At 71.0% G+C, this 15,062-nt stretch carries 16 protein-coding genes; 10 read left to right on the top strand and 6 right to left on the bottom strand.

The annotated features are described in order from the left end of the window. The first annotated feature begins 5 nt into the window (after positions 1-5). From VMS22_23295 to VMS22_23270, 6 genes are read left to right on the top strand one after another with little or no spacing between them, the layout of a single operon-like run. Positions 6-1,562, top strand: a complete 1,557-nt coding sequence (locus VMS22_23295) for a Ppx/GppA phosphatase family protein (GenBank protein HXJ36974.1) — start codon at positions 6-8, stop codon at positions 1,560-1,562. Then, on the top strand, positions 1,454-2,299 hold the full coding sequence (locus VMS22_23290; protein ID HXJ36973.1) for a thymidylate kinase: 846 nt from the start codon (positions 1,454-1,456) through the stop codon (positions 2,297-2,299). Before VMS22_23295 ends, VMS22_23290 begins: the two co-directional genes overlap by 109 nt. Then, positions 2,271-3,044, top strand: a complete 774-nt coding sequence (gene tmk, locus VMS22_23285) for a dTMP kinase (protein HXJ36972.1) — start codon at positions 2,271-2,273, stop codon at positions 3,042-3,044. The genes VMS22_23290 and tmk overlap by 29 nt, the downstream gene beginning before the upstream one ends. Positions 3,045-3,046: 2 nt before the next feature. Beyond that, positions 3,047-3,988 carry a CHAD domain-containing protein gene (locus VMS22_23280; GenBank protein ID HXJ36971.1) on the top strand — a complete coding sequence of 314 codons (942 nt, stop codon included), beginning with the start codon at positions 3,047-3,049 and terminating at the stop codon, positions 3,986-3,988. Beyond that, positions 3,985-4,494 carry a phosphohistidine phosphatase SixA gene (gene sixA, locus VMS22_23275; protein HXJ36970.1) on the top strand — a complete coding sequence of 170 codons (510 nt, stop codon included), beginning with the start codon at positions 3,985-3,987 and terminating at the stop codon, positions 4,492-4,494. Before VMS22_23280 ends, sixA begins: the two co-directional genes overlap by 4 nt. A 39-nt stretch (positions 4,495-4,533) precedes the next feature. Further along, on the top strand, positions 4,534-5,313 hold the full coding sequence (locus VMS22_23270; protein ID HXJ36969.1) for a GNAT family N-acetyltransferase: 780 nt from the start codon (positions 4,534-4,536) through the stop codon (positions 5,311-5,313). Here the strand turns inward: VMS22_23270 and VMS22_23265 are convergent. Then, positions 5,310-5,792, bottom strand: a complete 483-nt coding sequence (locus VMS22_23265) for a CBS domain-containing protein (GenBank protein HXJ36968.1) — start codon at positions 5,790-5,792, stop codon at positions 5,310-5,312. The two genes, VMS22_23270 and VMS22_23265, sit on opposite strands and share 4 nt — an antisense overlap. 14 nt (positions 5,793-5,806) lie before the next feature. Continuing rightward, entirely contained in the window at positions 5,807-6,343 is a 537-nt protein-coding gene (locus tag VMS22_23260) for an NMD3-related protein (GenBank protein HXJ36967.1), read from the bottom strand. Positions 6,344-6,508: 165 nt separating this feature from the next. Here VMS22_23260 and VMS22_23255 point away from each other — a divergent pair, with 165 nt between their 5' ends. The 3 genes from VMS22_23255 to VMS22_23245 are packed head-to-tail and all read left to right on the top strand — an operon-like array spanning position 6,509 to position 9,703. Further along, positions 6,509-7,003, top strand: coding sequence for a universal stress protein (locus VMS22_23255; GenBank protein ID HXJ36966.1), 495 nt, complete (start codon positions 6,509-6,511; stop codon positions 7,001-7,003). Between the two features lie 49 nt (positions 7,004-7,052). After that, a complete protein-coding gene (locus VMS22_23250) occupies positions 7,053-8,447 on the top strand; it encodes an MBL fold metallo-hydrolase (protein HXJ36965.1) in 1,395 nt (464 codons plus the stop codon). After that, positions 8,447-9,703, top strand: coding sequence for a DUF4010 domain-containing protein (locus VMS22_23245; GenBank protein HXJ36964.1), 1,257 nt, complete (start codon positions 8,447-8,449; stop codon positions 9,701-9,703). The genes VMS22_23250 and VMS22_23245 overlap by 1 nt, the downstream gene beginning before the upstream one ends. A gap of 9 nt (positions 9,704-9,712) precedes the next feature. On the opposite strand, the gene VMS22_23240 is transcribed toward VMS22_23245, so the two are convergent. After that, the gene (locus VMS22_23240; protein HXJ36963.1) at positions 9,713-10,768 is read right to left on the bottom strand and encodes an alcohol dehydrogenase catalytic domain-containing protein; all 1,056 of its coding nucleotides are present in this window, start codon (positions 10,766-10,768) and stop codon (positions 9,713-9,715) included. Positions 10,769-10,788: 20 nt separating this feature from the next. After that, complete coding sequence (locus VMS22_23235) at positions 10,789-11,286, bottom strand: hypothetical protein (GenBank protein ID HXJ36962.1); 498 nt, start codon at positions 11,284-11,286, stop codon at positions 10,789-10,791. 135 nt (positions 11,287-11,421) lie between these two features. Between VMS22_23235 and VMS22_23230 the strand changes: the two genes are divergently transcribed. Beyond that, positions 11,422-12,387 (top strand): CBS domain-containing protein, encoded by a 966-nt coding sequence (locus VMS22_23230; GenBank protein ID HXJ36961.1) that lies wholly within the window; start codon positions 11,422-11,424, stop codon positions 12,385-12,387. A gap of 10 nt (positions 12,388-12,397) precedes the next feature. Here the strand turns inward: VMS22_23230 and VMS22_23225 are convergent, their stop codons facing one another. Together VMS22_23225 and VMS22_23220 are read right to left on the bottom strand one after the other, a co-directional pair. After that, positions 12,398-13,702 carry a protoglobin domain-containing protein gene (locus VMS22_23225; protein HXJ36960.1) on the bottom strand — a complete coding sequence of 435 codons (1,305 nt, stop codon included), beginning with the start codon at positions 13,700-13,702 and terminating at the stop codon, positions 12,398-12,400. Continuing rightward, positions 13,677-15,062: sigma-54 dependent transcriptional regulator (locus VMS22_23220; GenBank protein ID HXJ36959.1), on the bottom strand; the 1,386-nt coding region annotated here is incomplete at its 5' end. The genes VMS22_23225 and VMS22_23220, both read right to left, overlap by 26 nt.

Genomic DNA, 15,062 nt, shown 5'->3' with positions numbered 1-15,062 from the left:
CGTGCGTGCGGCTTGCCGCCATCGACCTCGGCTCGAACTCGGTGCACATGGTGGTGGCCGACGTCTCGCCGGACGGCCGCATCCAGGTCGTCGATCGCGTGAAGGAGATGGTCCGCCTCGGCAAGCGGGCCTTCACGACCGGCGCCCTCGGCAAGGAGACCACCGAGCTCGCGGCCCGCGCGGTGACCACCTTCGGCCGACTCGCCCGCGCCCGTCACGTCGTCCGGCTGCGCGCGGTCGCGACCAGCGCGGTGCGCGAGGCTCGCAACGGGGCCATGTTCATTCGCCGGCTGCGGCGGGAGACGGGCCTCCCGATCGACGTCATCTCCGGGCTCGACGAGGCACGGCTCATCTTCAAGGCCGTCCGCCACGCGATGGGCCTCGAAGGGGGGCCGCACCTCCTGATCGACGTCGGCGGCGGCAGCGTCGAGCTGACCCTCGCCGAGGAGGGGCGCCCCCTCTGGATGCGCAGCGTTCCCCTGGGTGTCGCGCGGCTCTCCGAGCGCTTTCTCACCAGCGACCCGCCGACCGGGCGCCAGGTGCGCCAGCTCGAGCGCCATCTCGAGCGGACCATCGGCGACCTGCTCGATCGCGCCCGGCGCCGGGGCGTCGTCGGCGCGATCGGGACGTCGGGGACGATCAACACCCTCGTCGCCATGGCGCGGGCCGCCCGCGGCGAGGACGTCGGACGGCTCCACGGCGCCGACGCCACCCCACAGGAGCTGCGCCAGCTCCGCCGCAAGATCGTGTCCGCCCCCGCCGACAAGCGAGCGGAGCTGCCGGGCATGGACACGAAGCGCGTCGATCTCATGCCAGCCGCGGCCGTCCTACTCGACTTCATCCTGTCGCGCTCGGGGGTCTCGGAGCTGCGCGTGTGCAGCTGGGCGCTGCGCGAGGGGGTGCTCCTCGAGCTCGCGCGCGTGAACGGCGCGTCGGCCAGCGTGCGGGTCGGACGCCGGCGATCGATCACCGCGCTCGCGCACCACTACGCCGGCGACAACATGCACGGACGCCAGGTCGCGCGGCTCGCGCTCGCGCTCTTCGACGCGACGGCTCCCGCGCTCGGGCTGTCGCCGTCGAGCCGCGAGCTGCTGGAGTACGCGGCGCTCCTGCACGACATCGGGCACGCGGTCGATCATCACCGCCATCAGCGGCACTCGTACTACCTCATCCGCAATTCCGAGCTGCTCGGCTTCGAGCCGGAAGAGATCGACGTGATCGCGCTCGTCGCACGCGGCCACCGCAAGCAGGTGCCGCGCGTGTCCGATCCGGAGCTCGAAGCGCTGCCCGGATCGAAACGGAAGGTTGTGCGAGGACTTGCCGCTCTGTTAAGAGTTGCTGACGCACTGGACCGGACCCATTTCGGTGTGGTCAAACGCCTGGACGTCTCCCGGGCGGGCGGCCGTCTGTACATCGGGGTCGACGCAGGCGGGGAAAATGCGGAATTAGAGCTGTGGGCCGCCGAACGACGACTCGACCTGCTCTCGCGCCTGCTCGACCGTCCGGTCGTGCTCCGCACCCTGTCTCCCTCGAAGCGCGTCGCCGCACGTCGAGCTTCCTGAGCGCCACCGGCAAGGGTCGCATCGTCCTCACGAAGCCGCACCCGTATCCGGGACGGCTGATCGCGGTCGAGGGCATCGACGGTTCGGGCAAGTCGACACAGCTCCTCCTCCTCGAGCGCTGGCTCATCGCGCAGGGCTATCGCGTCCACTTCACGGTCTGGAACTCGTCGCCGCTCGTGCGCCGGTCGATGAAGCGCGGCAAGAAGAAGGACTTCCTCACGCCCACCACCTTCAGCCTGCTGCACGCGGTCGACTTCGCCGATCGCCTGACCTACCAGATCGTGCCGCCGCTCAAGGCCGGCATGATCGTGCTCGCCGATCGCTACGTGTACACGGCCTTCGCGCGCGACGTCGCGCGAGGCGTCCATCCCGACTGGGTGCGCGCCGTCTATCGCTTTGCGCCACGGCCGGACCTCACCTTCTATTTCCGCGTCCCGATCGAGGTCTCGCTCGAGCGGCTCCTCGCCGGGCGCACGAAGCTCAAGTACCACGAGGCCGGCATGGACGTCGGGCTGGCGGCCGATCCGACCGAAAGCTTCCGCCTCTTCCAGAGCCGCGTGCTCGACAACTACGACAAGCTGACCGCGGAGTTCCGCCTCCGCGTGCTCGATGCCGCGGGCGACATCCCCTCGCAGCAGAGGATCGTCCGCAACGACGTGGAACAGATGCTCGAGAGCTATGACGGCCCTCGCGTGGAGCAACCCCCCTATGTCCGCCCGCGCCGCGAAGCCCGGTAAGTCCTGGTTCGGCCACGGCCTTCCCTACATGACGATGGGCTCGCTCCCGGGCCACTTGATCGTCATCGAGGGGACCGACAGCGTCGGGCGCTCGACCCAGATCGAACGCCTCTCGCCGTGGCTCGAGCTCGAGGGCTACGCCGTCAGCAACACCGGGTGGACGCGCTCGCCGCTGCTCTCCGAGACCATCAACGAGGCGAAGGCCGGTCACGAGCTCACCACGACGACGATGAGCCTGCTCTACGCCGCCGACTTCGCCGATCGCGTCGAGCATCAGATCATTCCGGCCCTCAAGGCCGGCTTCATCGTTATCGCCGATCGCTACATGTACACGGTTTTCGCGCGCAACGCGGTCATGGGCATGGACGCCGAGTGGACCCGGCAGCTCTTCGGCATGGCGCTCGTTCCCGACCTGGTGCTCTATCTCGAGATCGACGTCGAGCACCTGATTCCGCGCGTGCTCGAGGGCAAGGGCATGGACTACTGGGAGTCCGGAATGCACCTGGCCCTCGGGAGCGACATCTTCGATTCGTTCACGCGCTATCAGACCCAGCTGATCGAGGAATACAATCGGCTCGGCCGCCACTACCACTTCACGAACGTCGACGCGCGCCGCTCGATCGACGAGATCCAGACCGACCTGCGCACCCACATCTCGTCGTATCTCCAGCGCAGCCGCGAGCGCGAGGCCCGGCGGACCCGGGCGTCGCTGCGCGCGAGCGACGGGCGCGCGCGACGGGGCTGATCGTGGGTGGACGACGGGCCGCGAAGCGCCCCCGCGTATCGGGTGACGATCCGGTCGGCGCCGTCGCGCGCGACGCGATCGCCTACTATCTCCAGGCGCTGCAACGCCAGACGGCCGCCGCACGTGCCGGGCGCGTCGAAGGGGTGCACCAGCTCCGGGTCGCGACGCGACGGCTGCGGGCGGCGCTCGCGCTCTTCGAGTCCGCGCTGCCGCGCCGCGCGGCCAAGTACGCGAGCGAGGAGCTGGCGTGGCTCGGGCACACGACCGGCCCCGTGCGCGATCTCGACGTGCTCGCCGCGGCGGTCGCGAAGCAGGGGCGGCGGCTCATGGCCGACGGCGCGCCGGCGACCGTGCTCATGCGACACGTGCGCGAGCAGCGCGCCGCCGCCCATGCGATCCTCGTCGACGCGCTCGACGCGCCTCGCATGCGGCGGCTCGTGGGGCGCCTCACGGCTCTCGCGGGATCCGCGACGCCGAAGGGCGCCGGCACCCCCTGTCGCACGGCGGCGCCGGCGCTCATTCGTCCGCTCATCCGCTCGGTGCGCCGCGCGGGACGCGGCCTCGAAGAAGACGCGTCGGCCGAGGAGCTGCATGTGCTCCGCGTGCGGGCGAAACGGCTGCGCTATGCGCTCGGCTCGCTCGACGGGCTCGGCGGTGCGAAGATGCAGACGCTCACCAAGCGCCTGACCGAGCTCCAGGAGCTGCTGGGCGAGCAGCGCGACGCCGTCAGCCAGCGGGTCTGGCTGCGCGCCGAGGCGGGCGCGTTCGCCGGCGAGCCCGAGACCCTGCTCGCCATCGGCGCGCTGTGCGAGATCCTGCGGCGCCGCGCGCGGCGGCTCGCGCGGCGTGTCCCCGCGGCCCGCGATCGCGTCACGCGCCGCAAGCTCGTCGCGGCCGTGCTCCGCGAGCTCGGCGCCCCGACCGAGTTCCGGCACGCCGCATGAAGCTCTACCTCCTGCGCCACGGGATCGCCGAGAACGCCGCGCCGGGTGGGACCGACCGCGACCGGCACCTGACCCCGCGCGGCCAGCTCCGCATGCGGCGCGCGGCGATCGGCCTGCGCCGGCTCGTGGCGCGTCTGGACGCACTCTACACGAGCCCGTATCCGCGTGCCGCCGAGACGGCGGCGATCGTCGCCGCGGTGATGCCCCGGGGCCTCAAGCCGCAGGAGCTCGACGCACTCGCACCGGACACGTCGGCCATCGACATCGTGCGGGCCCTGCGCACGATGCGGCGCGAACGCGTCATGCTGGTCGGGCACGAGCCGAGCCTCTCGTCGGCGGCCTCCCTCCTCCTCACCGGATCGGCCGACGGGGTGCGCATCGAGCTGAAGAAGGGCGGCTGCATCGCCATCGCCCTGCGCGCCCCCGCTCCGCGCGCCGCCGTGCTCGAGTGGGTCGCGACCCCGCGCGCGATGCGGCGTCTCGGTCGCACGTCCACGAAGGCGTGAGATCTTGACTCGCGGCCGGTCGCGTGAGACGGCCGCGTCGTGGACCGGGACAACCTGCTGCTCCTCATGGACCGCAACATGCAGGAGATGTATCGCGAGATGGCGCGCTGGACGCCGGGCGGCTTCGTCGTCGAGCGCGGTGGGCTCGTCATGGTCGGCGCGCCGCTCGGCACGGTCGTGACCAACATGGCGATCGTCGCGGGACCGACCGACGTCGACACGATCCGCTGCGAGACCGAGCGCGTCTACGGCACCGCGCTGCCGTTCTCGATCCACACGCGCGCGCACGCCGACGTCGCCCTCGAGGCGGCGCTCGTGGCGGGCGGCTATCACGAGATCGCCTCCACGCCCGGCATGGTCGTGCGTCCCGGAGAGTGCCGGCCGGGCCCAGCACCCGACGAGCTCGACGTGCGTCCCGTCGTCGACGACGCGAGTCGCGCGGCCTACGCGGAGGTGATGGCAGAAGCCTACGCGACCTACGGCTCACCCGAAGAGTCGACGCGGTCCTACTTCGCACGTCTCGAGTCGGTGGCGAGCGAGACGACGCAAGCCTACCTCGGGTTCGTGGACGGCAGCCCGGTGTCGGGCGCGACCCTCTACCTCTCGCACGGCATCGGCGGCGTCGGCTGGGTGGGAACGCGGCCCGGCGCGTTCGGCCGCGGCTACGGCACCGCGCTCACCCGGCGCGTGGTCGACGAAGGATTCCGGCGCGGCGTACCGCTGCTCAATCTCCAGGCGTCGCCGATGGGCGCGCCCGTGTATCGGCGGATGGGGTTCGCGACGCCGACCCACTACCGCATGTTCATTCGCGTCGCCTAGGCCGCCACCATCACCTGGTGCGCCCGCGGCGAGGCGATCGTGCCGACCGTCTTCGCGAACTCGTCGGACGACACCACCTTCTGGGAGCGCGCCTCCTCGCGCATCACGTCGGAGAGCGAGAGCAGCCCCACGAGATGACCCGCGTCGTCGACCACCGGAAGCCGGCGCACCCGCGCCGCCGCCATCTGCTTCAGCGCGTCCTTTACGGACTGGTCCGGAGTGCAGGTGTGCACGACCCGGCTCATGGCGATCGAGACCGGCACCTCCGTCAGTGGGCGCCCCTGTGTGTACGCGCCCATGCACGCATCGCGATCGGTCACGACGCCAACGACGCGCTCGCCGGCCTCTTCCGGAACCGTCACCGGCACGATGCCGCAATCGCGCTCCCACATGATCTGGGCCGGGACGTTGAGCGAATCGTGCTCGCGACACGTGGCGACGTTGCGGCTCATCAGTTGTTCGACCCGTTCGGGCTTCATGCTCGGATCTCCTTTCACTCGGTCGAATTGGCGGCCGTGCGGCGCGGCGCCCAGGTGGCGAAGAGGCTGTTGTCGTCGGACCAGGCGTAGGTGGCGCGGCCACCGCGCAGCTTCTGCAGCTCGCGCACGATGCGATGTGCCAGCTTCTGGGACGTGGTGAGAACCTCCAGCCCGTCGCGGTCACGCTCGACCGAGACCACGCGGCGCTCGGGCTGGGTACGCATGGCGCGGGCGGCCACGTTGTGGATGCGGGCGCGAACGAGCGCCTCCTGCGTCGGCGACATCGGCCCACGGATCAGCACGCGCCCGAAGTACTGCCCCTCGCGGGCCAGCCTGCACGCGGGACAGACGACCCACCGCACGCGATCGAGCAGCGCGGAGCCGACCGAGCCCCGGCGCCACACGCGGCGCGTGAAGACGGCGCCGCAGCGCTCGCACGCCGCCGGCTCGCGGAGCCGCCCGCCGCTCCGCTCGGCGGCCCGCGCCTTCCCGGTCGAGGACTGGCTGCGATTGAGGCTCCGGATGAGTCCTTTTGTCTTCGCTGACGACATAGCCGCGTCCTCGAAAGCAGCGCGCGTGCCATAGCTGGCGCCTTCGAAAGTCGATGGCGGCCTCCCATTGCCGGCAACCGGGACTGGGGATAGTCCCGGGGATGGGAAAGGCCACAGGCCTGGTCCCCGAGATCGCCTGGCACGATCGCTGCACGACTTCGAATCATGAGACTTCGCCGACTTCTGGTGCCCCACGATCTCTCGACCCACGCCGACCGGGCGCTGAAGGTGGCTGCCGGCCTCGCCGGGCCGTCGGGGAAGCTGCTGGTCCTGCACGTGGTCGTTCCGATCGTCCCGATCGCGGACATGAGCGCGGCAGGCGGTTTCTACATTCCGCTCGGCGATCTCGTCGCGAGCGCCAGGAAGCATCTCGAGCGCGTCGTACGTCGTGTCGGCGGGCGAAGAGGGCCGAAGATCCGGATCGAGGTCGTCGCGGGCGATCCGCATCGCCGCATTTTGGACGAGACTCGCGGCATGGATGCCATCGTCATGTCCACGGTGGGACGCACCGGCCTGTCCCACCTGGTGATGGGGAGCGTGGCGGAACGGGTGGTGCGACACAGCCCGATCCCGGTGCTCACGCTTCGGCCGGACGTCGCACGGCGCGCGGGTCGCATGCGTCCCACCCCGATCCGCCGCCGTGCCGCGCGCCGGCGCTGAGCCGGCCATCTTTGCGTCGGTGACCGCCGTCGTGGTCACATGACGACGCATGGCCCGCGCGCGCACGATCCGCTTCCTCGGTGCGGCCGGTACGGTCACCGGGTCGAAGCATCTGGTGACGATCGACGAGGGCAGCGTGCTCCTCGATTGTGGCCTCTTCCAGGGGTTGAAGGCCCTGCGCCTGCGCAACTGGCAGCCGCACCCGTTCGATGCCGCGCGCCTTCGCGCCGTCGTCCTCAGCCACGCGCACTTGGATCACTGCGGCGCCCTGCCGCTCCTCGTGCGAGCCGGGTTCAAGGGGCCGATCCATTGCACGCCGGGCACCAAGGATCTGGTCGAGGTGATCCTCCTCGACGCTGCCCACCTGCAGGAGGAGGAGGCGGAGATCGCCAACCGCTACGGCTACTCGAAGCACACGCCGGCGCTGCCGCTCTACACGACCGACGACGCGAAGGCGGCGCTCGGGCTGCTCCAAATGCACGCGTACGGGCAGCCGTTTCGCGTCATCGACGCGATGAGCGCCGTGTACCATCGCGCGGGGCACATCCTCGGCGCCGCGACCGTGACGCTGGATCTCGAGCGACCCCCGCGGCGCCGCCTGGTCTTCTCGGGCGACCTCGGCCGCTGGAACCGTCCCATCATTCGCGACCCCGAGCTGGTGAAGGACGCCGACGTGCTCCTCGTCGAATCGACCTACGGCGATCGCGTGCACACGCCCGATCCCGAAGGGGCGCTGGCCCGCGTCGTCCGCGAGGCGGCCGCGCGCGGCGGCGCGCTCATCATCCCGGCCTTCGCCGTCGGGCGGACGCAGGAGCTCATCTGGACGCTGCGCCGGCTCGAAGAAGCCGGTACGGTTCCGTCGTTGCCGGTCTTCGTCGACAGCCCGATGGCGATCAACGTGACGGAGATCTACTGCCGGCATCCCGAGGATCACGACCTCGACATGAAGCTCCTGGCCGACGCGACGCATTCTCCGCTCCGGTGCCGGGAGTATCACCTCGTCCGGACGGCGGAGGAATCGAAGGCGCTCAACGCGCGCGAGGGCCCGTTCATCATCATCTCGGCGAGCGGCATGGCGACCGGCGGGCGCGTGATCCATCATCTGAAGGCACGTCTTCCCGACGAACGTACCACCGTTCTGCTGCCGGGGTTCCAGGCGGCCGGCACCCGCGGGCGTGCCTTGCACGACGGCGCGCGCGAGGTCCGGATCCACGGCACGAGCGTCCCGGTGCGGGCCACGATCGTCACGCTCGACGGCTTCTCGGCGCACGCCGATCGCGACGAGATCCTGCGCTGGCTGGGTGGATTCGAACGCGCACCAAGAGAAGTCCTCGTCGTGCACGGCGAGCCGCAGGCCTCCGACTCGCTCGCGGCCCTCTTGCGTGCGCGGCTCCGCTGGAACGCGCGAGTCGCGCAGGACGGCGAGACGGTGACGCTTGCGTGATGGACATGCTCGGCCCCGACTCACCGGCCGTCCGGCTCGCCGTCGCGCTCGGCGTCGGGCTCCTCATCGGGCTCGAACGCGAGCGCCGCAAGGGAACCGGACCATCGCGCGGTGCGGCCGGCGTCCGCACCTTCGCCCTCGCCGGGGCGGCGGGCGCGCTCAGCCTGGGCGTCGGCGGCGAGGCCGTGCTCGCCGCGGCGGCGTTCTTCCTGGCGCTGCTGGCGGCGCTCGCGTACCGGCGGACGGCGGCGTCGGACCCGGGTCTCACGACCGAGATGGCGCTGCTGACCACGCTGCTCTTGGGGGCGCTCGCCATGCGGCAGCCGGCGCTCGCCTCGGGCGGCGGGGTGGCCGTGGCCATCGTGCTCGCCTCGCGACAGCGGCTGCACCGCTTCATCCGGGGCGCGCTCACCGAACAGGAGCTGCACGACCTCCTCCTGTTCGCCGCCGCCGCTCTGATCGTCCTCCCGCTGACGCCCGATCGCGCGCTCGGCCCGTACGCCGTCCTGAACCCCCGCACCCTCTGGCGCCTGGTCGTCCTCGTGCTCGGCATCCAGGGCGCGGGACACATCGCCGTGCGCGCCCTGGGCGCGCGCTTCGGCCTCCCCGTGGCGGGGTTCGCGTCGGGGTTCGTCTCGAGCTCCGCGACGATCGCGACCCTGGGCGCCCGGGCGCGCAAGCATCCGGCGCTCACCCGCGCCGCCGTGTCCGGCGCGGTCCTCTCGACCCTCGCCACGTTCGTGCAGATGGTCCTCATCCTGTGGGCGGCGTCGACCGCCGTGCTGCAGGCGATGGCGTGGCCCCTCGCGTTCGGCGGCCTGGTCGCCGCCGCCTACGGAGCCGTGTTCGCGGTGCGCGGATCGCATCCCGTCGCCGGCGACCGCGGCAAGCCGGGACGCGCCTTCGAGCTGCGGACGGCGCTCGCCTTCACGGCGACGATCTCGATCGTCCTCGTGGTCGCGGCCGCGCTCGACGATGCGCTCGGAGAGCGCGGCGTGCTGGCGGCCGCCGCCGCGGCAGGGTTCGCCGACACGCACGCGGCTGCGATCTCCGTCGCATCGCTCGCGAACGTCGGGCGGCTCGACGCGGCGGGCACCGTCCTGCCCATCCTTGCGGGGCTCAGCACCAACACCGTCACGAAGATCGTCCTCGCGACCACCGCGGGCGGTTCACGCTTCGCGTGGGAGGTCGTGCCCGGCCTGGTCGCCGCGGTGGTGGCAGCCTGGGCCGGAGTGCTGGTCCACCTCGCGCGCTGATCGGACGGCTCACGGCTTCACGGCGACCTTCAGCACGCCGTCGCGCCGCTCGCCGAAGAGCTCGTAGCCCTCGACGATCCGATCGAGCGAGACCTGGTGCGTGAGCAGCGGCGTCAGATCGAGGCGACCGTGCTCGACCAGCGCCATCAGACGTCGCATGCGGTCCTTCCCCCCGGGGCACAGGGTCGTGACGAGGCGATGATCGCCGATGCCGGCCGCGAACGCGTCGTAGGGCAGCTCGAGCTTGCCGGAATAGACGCCGAGGCTCGAGACCGTCCCGCCCGGCCGCAGGCAGCGGAGGGCGGTCTCGAAGGTCTGCTGCGCGCCGAGCGCCTCGATCGACACGTCCGCGCCGCCGCCCGTCAGCCGCTTCACCTCGGCCACCACGTCGACGGCCCGGTGGTCGAGCACCACGTCGGCGCCCATGCGGCGTGCCATCGCGAGCCGTGCCTCGTCACCGTCGACGCCGATCACGAAGGCGGCCCCCATGAGCTTCGCGCCCGCGGTGGCGCACAGGCCGATGGGACCCTGCGCGAGCACGACGACGGCGTCGCCGATGCGGATGCCGGCTGATTCGGCGCCGCCGAGGCCGGTCGACGCGATGTCGGCACACAGGACCACGTGGTCGTCGGTCAGGCGGGCAGGGATCCTGGCCAGGTTCGCCTGGGCGGCAGGGACGAGCAGGTACTCGGCCTGGGCGCCGTTGATCGTGTTGCCGAAGCGCCAGCCGCCGATCGCCTCGGTGTCGTCGCCGTGGCCGCACTGCGAGAGATGGCCCGAGAGGCACGCGTTGCACTGCCCGCAGGGCGTGATCGCCCCGACCAGCACGCGGTCACCGATCGCATACCCGGTGACACCGGCTCCGAGCTCTTCGACGACCCCCACCGGCTCGTGTCCGATGACCAAACCCGGACGAACCGGGTACTCGCCGCGGACGATGTGGAGGTCGGTGCCGCAGATGGTCGTGAGCGTGATCCGGATCACGGCCTCGCCGGCGCCGGCGTGCGGTCGTTCCACCTCCTGCACCCGGATGTCGTTGGGACCCCGAAAGACGGTCGCGCGCATCGTCGCCATGTCGCGAACCCCTACGCTCGTCCCAGGCGAGCGCGAGCCCGCACCAACGCCGCCTGCAGGCGGACCTGCGGATCCTGGCTCAGGCTTTCGGCAACGCGGGCGAGCCGTTCGGCATGATCCTCCTGCTCGGTCGGCGCGGGCTCGTTGGCCGCTACGAGCGCCACCCCGCGCAAGGCGTCGAGCTCGGTCATCTCGACGTCGAGGGCGGCGGCGAGCTGCCGGGCAGGGGTTGCCGAGCCGCCGAGCCGCTCGCCGGCGGCGAGGCGTTCCTCGACCTCGGCCAGCGTCGCCTCCCACCCGTCGAGTGCCGTGCGCGACATGCCCTGCATGCGCAGATGCGTCCTCGCCCGCTCGATCGACTCCGCGTGCTCCTCCTCCTGGCGGGCTAGCTCGGTCCAGAGGGCGCACAGCTTCGGATCGTCCCGGGTCGCCGCGCCGAAGCTCCGGTAGAGCGCCGCCGCCCGGCGTTCCAGGCCGTGGCAGCGGTCGAGCAGCTGCTCCAGCTCCATGCGTCGGACTGCAAGGCAATTGCCACGCCGGCCGGACGGGGGATCGAGCCCGCGTTCCCGCCAGCGCCCAGGAATACCTCTGGATCGTCCCGCAGATGAGAATGCGTCGAGCGACCGGCCAATCCCGTAGATGGCATGGTCTCTGCTCCGCCCGGGGCCATGTGGAGCGACGAGTGTCTGCGGCGTGAGCACGCGGTCATCGACGACGTGCTGCGCGCCGTGGCAGGCCTGACCCGACTCGCCGAGGGGGGCGCTACGGAGCTCCCGATGCTGCCCTTCCACGGCGCGATCGAGTTCTTCACCGCCTACGTGGAGCGCTTCCACCAGGCCAAGGAAGAGGAGGTGGTCCTCCCGTTCCTGCGATCGCATGGCCGGCTGCATGCCGACCTGCTGCGAACCATTGAAACCGAGCACGAGGAAGGCCGGAGGCTCCTTCGGGCCCTCCGCCCGCTCGGGGCGGCGCGGGCGGTCGCTCCGGAGCTACCGCGAGTGATGGCGGCCTACGTGGTATGCAAGCGCCGACACATCGCGTTCGAGGGCGCAGGCGTCGTGCAGGAGCTCGGGCGGGCGCTCTCGCCCGCCGCGGACGCTCGCATGCACCGCACCTTCGACCGGATCGAGGGAGCGGTCTTCGGGCCCGCCGGCGCGGAGGTCGTGCTCGCGCTCGGCAGCGCGGTGCGCCAGGCCTGCCAGGCGTTCGAGGGGGACGGCTCGCGCTGGCAGGCGTTGCTGGTGCGGGATCTCATGCGCCCGCGTCGTGGCGTGTCACATCCGGACGAGAGCCTGGCACACGCCGCCGCGCAGATGGAATCGCTCGGCACGCGCGAGCTTCCGGTGGTGGACGGCGGCAGGCTGGTCGGCATCATCACGCGCACCGACCTGGAGCTGCACCGCGGGCATTGGGAGTGGACGACGGTCCGCACGGCGATGAGCCACGACCCGGTCACCGTGCCACCGGACGCGTCGCCGGGCGCGGTCGCGAGGGTGCTCCTCGAGCACGGCTACAACAGCGTGCCGGTCGCCGTGGATCGATGCCTGCTCGGCATGATCGGCCGCGGCGATCTCCTGCGTCTGCTCGACGATCCCGACCGCGCGTCGTAGCCGGCGATCGCTACTCCCCCGCGGGCAGCGTGACCGTGAAGACGGTGCTCGGCGGACCGACGCTCGCGAGCTCGATCCGCCCCCCCATGCGCTCGACCGCGAGCCTGCAGAAGGGGAGGCCCAGTCCCGTGTCGCCGGCCGGGTCCTCGCTCGGCGAGCGGCGCACCGAGCGGAACTTCTCGAAGATGCGCTCGCGCTCGTCCTCTGGGATGCCGTGTCCGTAGTCGGTCACGTCGAGGGCGACCTCGGCACCGAGCGATCGACCGCCCACCACGACCTCGGTGCTGCCGCTGTGGCGAAGCGCGTTCACTACCAGGTTCACGAGCACGCGCTTCAGGAGGACCCGATCGCCGATCACCGGCGGCAGGTCGGTCGCGACGGCGATGCGGAGCTTGCGACCCGCCTGCTCGGCCACCGGACGGTACTCGGTGGCCACCTCGTCGGCCACCTCGGCCAGGACGACGAGCTCGCGCACCACGGGCATCTTGCCCTCCTCCATCTTCCCGATCTCGAGGAGGTTCTGGATGAGACGCATCATCTCCCGGCAGGTACGGTCGATCTGTCGGAGGTGGCCGCGGTGCACCTCGGGAAGATCTGCATCTTTGCGAAGCGCGAGCTGGACCATCATGGCGATGCCGCTGACGGGGTTCTTGAGGTCGTGGACGACCATGTTGGTGAGGTCGTCCTTCAGGCGCTCGACCTCCTGGCGGACGTCGAGGGCGTCCTCCGCGATGCGCGCGGCGCGCTCGAGCTCGGAGGCGACGTCGCGGTCGACGAAGCCTCCGTAGATGTAGGTGCTGATCGCGAGCGATATGTCGAGGAAGGTCGCCTTGATGAGGGCCTCGAGGGTCGGGAGGATGCGCGCCCCGTCCCCGGTCTGCTCGACCAGGGCGCGCAGCGCGAGCCGCAGGTAGAGGGCGAATGCGCCGATGTACCATGCCGGACGCAGCCCGATCCGCTGATGCGCGTCACCGACCCGAAGGCGGCTCTCGAAGTAGTCGCCATCGAACCGCCCGTCGGCGAGCGACAGGAAGTACTCGCGCTGAAGCGACTGCAGCTTCTCGATCCGCCCGGCCTCCGCGTGCAGGAGCTCGGCGAGCTCAGGAAACCGCAGCAGGTGCGTGTAGAACTCGGCCACGATGCGGTCGACGGTCGCCTGGGCGAGGGGCTGATAGCCGCGGAGGACGCGCTCGTCGTCTTCGCCGATCTCGAAGAAGGCGAGCCGCTCGGCGCGGTGGGACTCGTCGAGACCGGTCAGCTCCCGGAGCAATCGGACGAGCTGCGGCGTGCTATTCGAGGTCGATCCCGAGCTCATTCAGCTTCCGGTACAGCGACGACAGCGACACCCCGAGCAGGTCGGCCGCCTTGCGCTTGTCGTGGTCCGCACGTCGTAGCACCGTCTCGATGTGGATCCGCTCGTAGGAGCGCAGCGCCTCCCGCAGCTCGTCGCCGACGGCCGGCAGGGGCTGGTCCGTGTCGCGAAGCGAGCGCGGGAGGTCCGCCATCGTGATCCATTCGTCGTTGCCGAGGATCATCGCGTGCTCGATGACGTTGTCGAGCTCGCGCACGTTGCCTTTCCACGGCTGGGCGACGAGGAGCTTGCGCGTCGCGTTGTCGACGCCCTTGTAGGCACGCTTCATCTCGCGGTTGTGGCGGCGCACGAGGTAGTCGATCAGGCTCGGGATGTCCTCACGCCGGTCGCGCAGCGGTGGCAGCTCGATGTTCACCACGTTCAACCGGTAGTACAGGTCTTCCCGGAACGTTCCCTCCTCGACCATCCTGCGCAGGTCGCGGTTGCTGGCGGCGATGATGCGCACGTCCACCGTGACCGGCTGCGTGCTGCCCACGGGCAGGATCTCCTTCGATTCGATGGCACGCAGCAGCTTCGACTGGAGTCCGAAGGGCATGTCGCCGATCTCGTCGAGGAAGATGGTGCCGCCCCGGGCGCGGCTGAAGAGTCCCTCCTGCGACGTCACGGCGCCCGTGAAGGCGCCCCGCACGTGCCCGAATAGCTGGCTCTCGAGCAGGCTCTCGGGAATCGCGGCGCAGTTGACGGGCAGGAAGATCCGCAGCGCCTGCTCGCTCGCCTGATGGATGGCGCGCGCGACCACCTCCTTCCCCGTGCCGCTCTCGCCGGTGATGAGGACGGTGGTATGCGTCGGGCCCACCTTCTTGATGAGCTCGAGCACTTCCCGCATCCCGGGGCTCGTACCAACCAGGCCCTGGACGTCGAAGCGCGCGTCGACCTCGCGCCGCAGCGTCTGCATCAGCCAGACGGTCTCGCGGTGCTCGAGAAGACGAGCGACCTTCGCGAGCACGTCGTCGAAGACGACCGGCTTGAGCACGTAGTCGGCGGCGCCGGCCCGCAGCGCCTCCACCGCGGTCTCGACACTCCCGTGCGCGGTCATGACGAGCGCCATCGTCTGCGGGGAGATCTCCCTGGCGCGCTTCAAGACGTCGAGCCCGTCGGCGCCCGGCATCCGGAGATCGGTGATGACGACCGCGAAGTCGTTCTCGTCGAGCGCCTTCAGCGCCGCGGCGCCGTCCGCAGCGGTGGTGACCGCATAGCCCGCGTCGCGCAGGATCTCGGCGAGACTCTCGCGCACGCCCGGCTCGTCGTCCGCGACGAGGATCGCCTCCGGCATCGAGGGCGCATGGTACTGCACGAAATGCGG

The sequence above is a fragment of the Candidatus Eisenbacteria bacterium genome (genome assembly GCA_035577985.1).
GTDB lineage: Bacteria > Desulfobacterota > Binatia > DP-6 > DP-6 > DATJZY01.
Note: the sequence above shows the minus strand (reverse complement) of the source record. Positions and strands in the feature narration are given on the sequence as shown.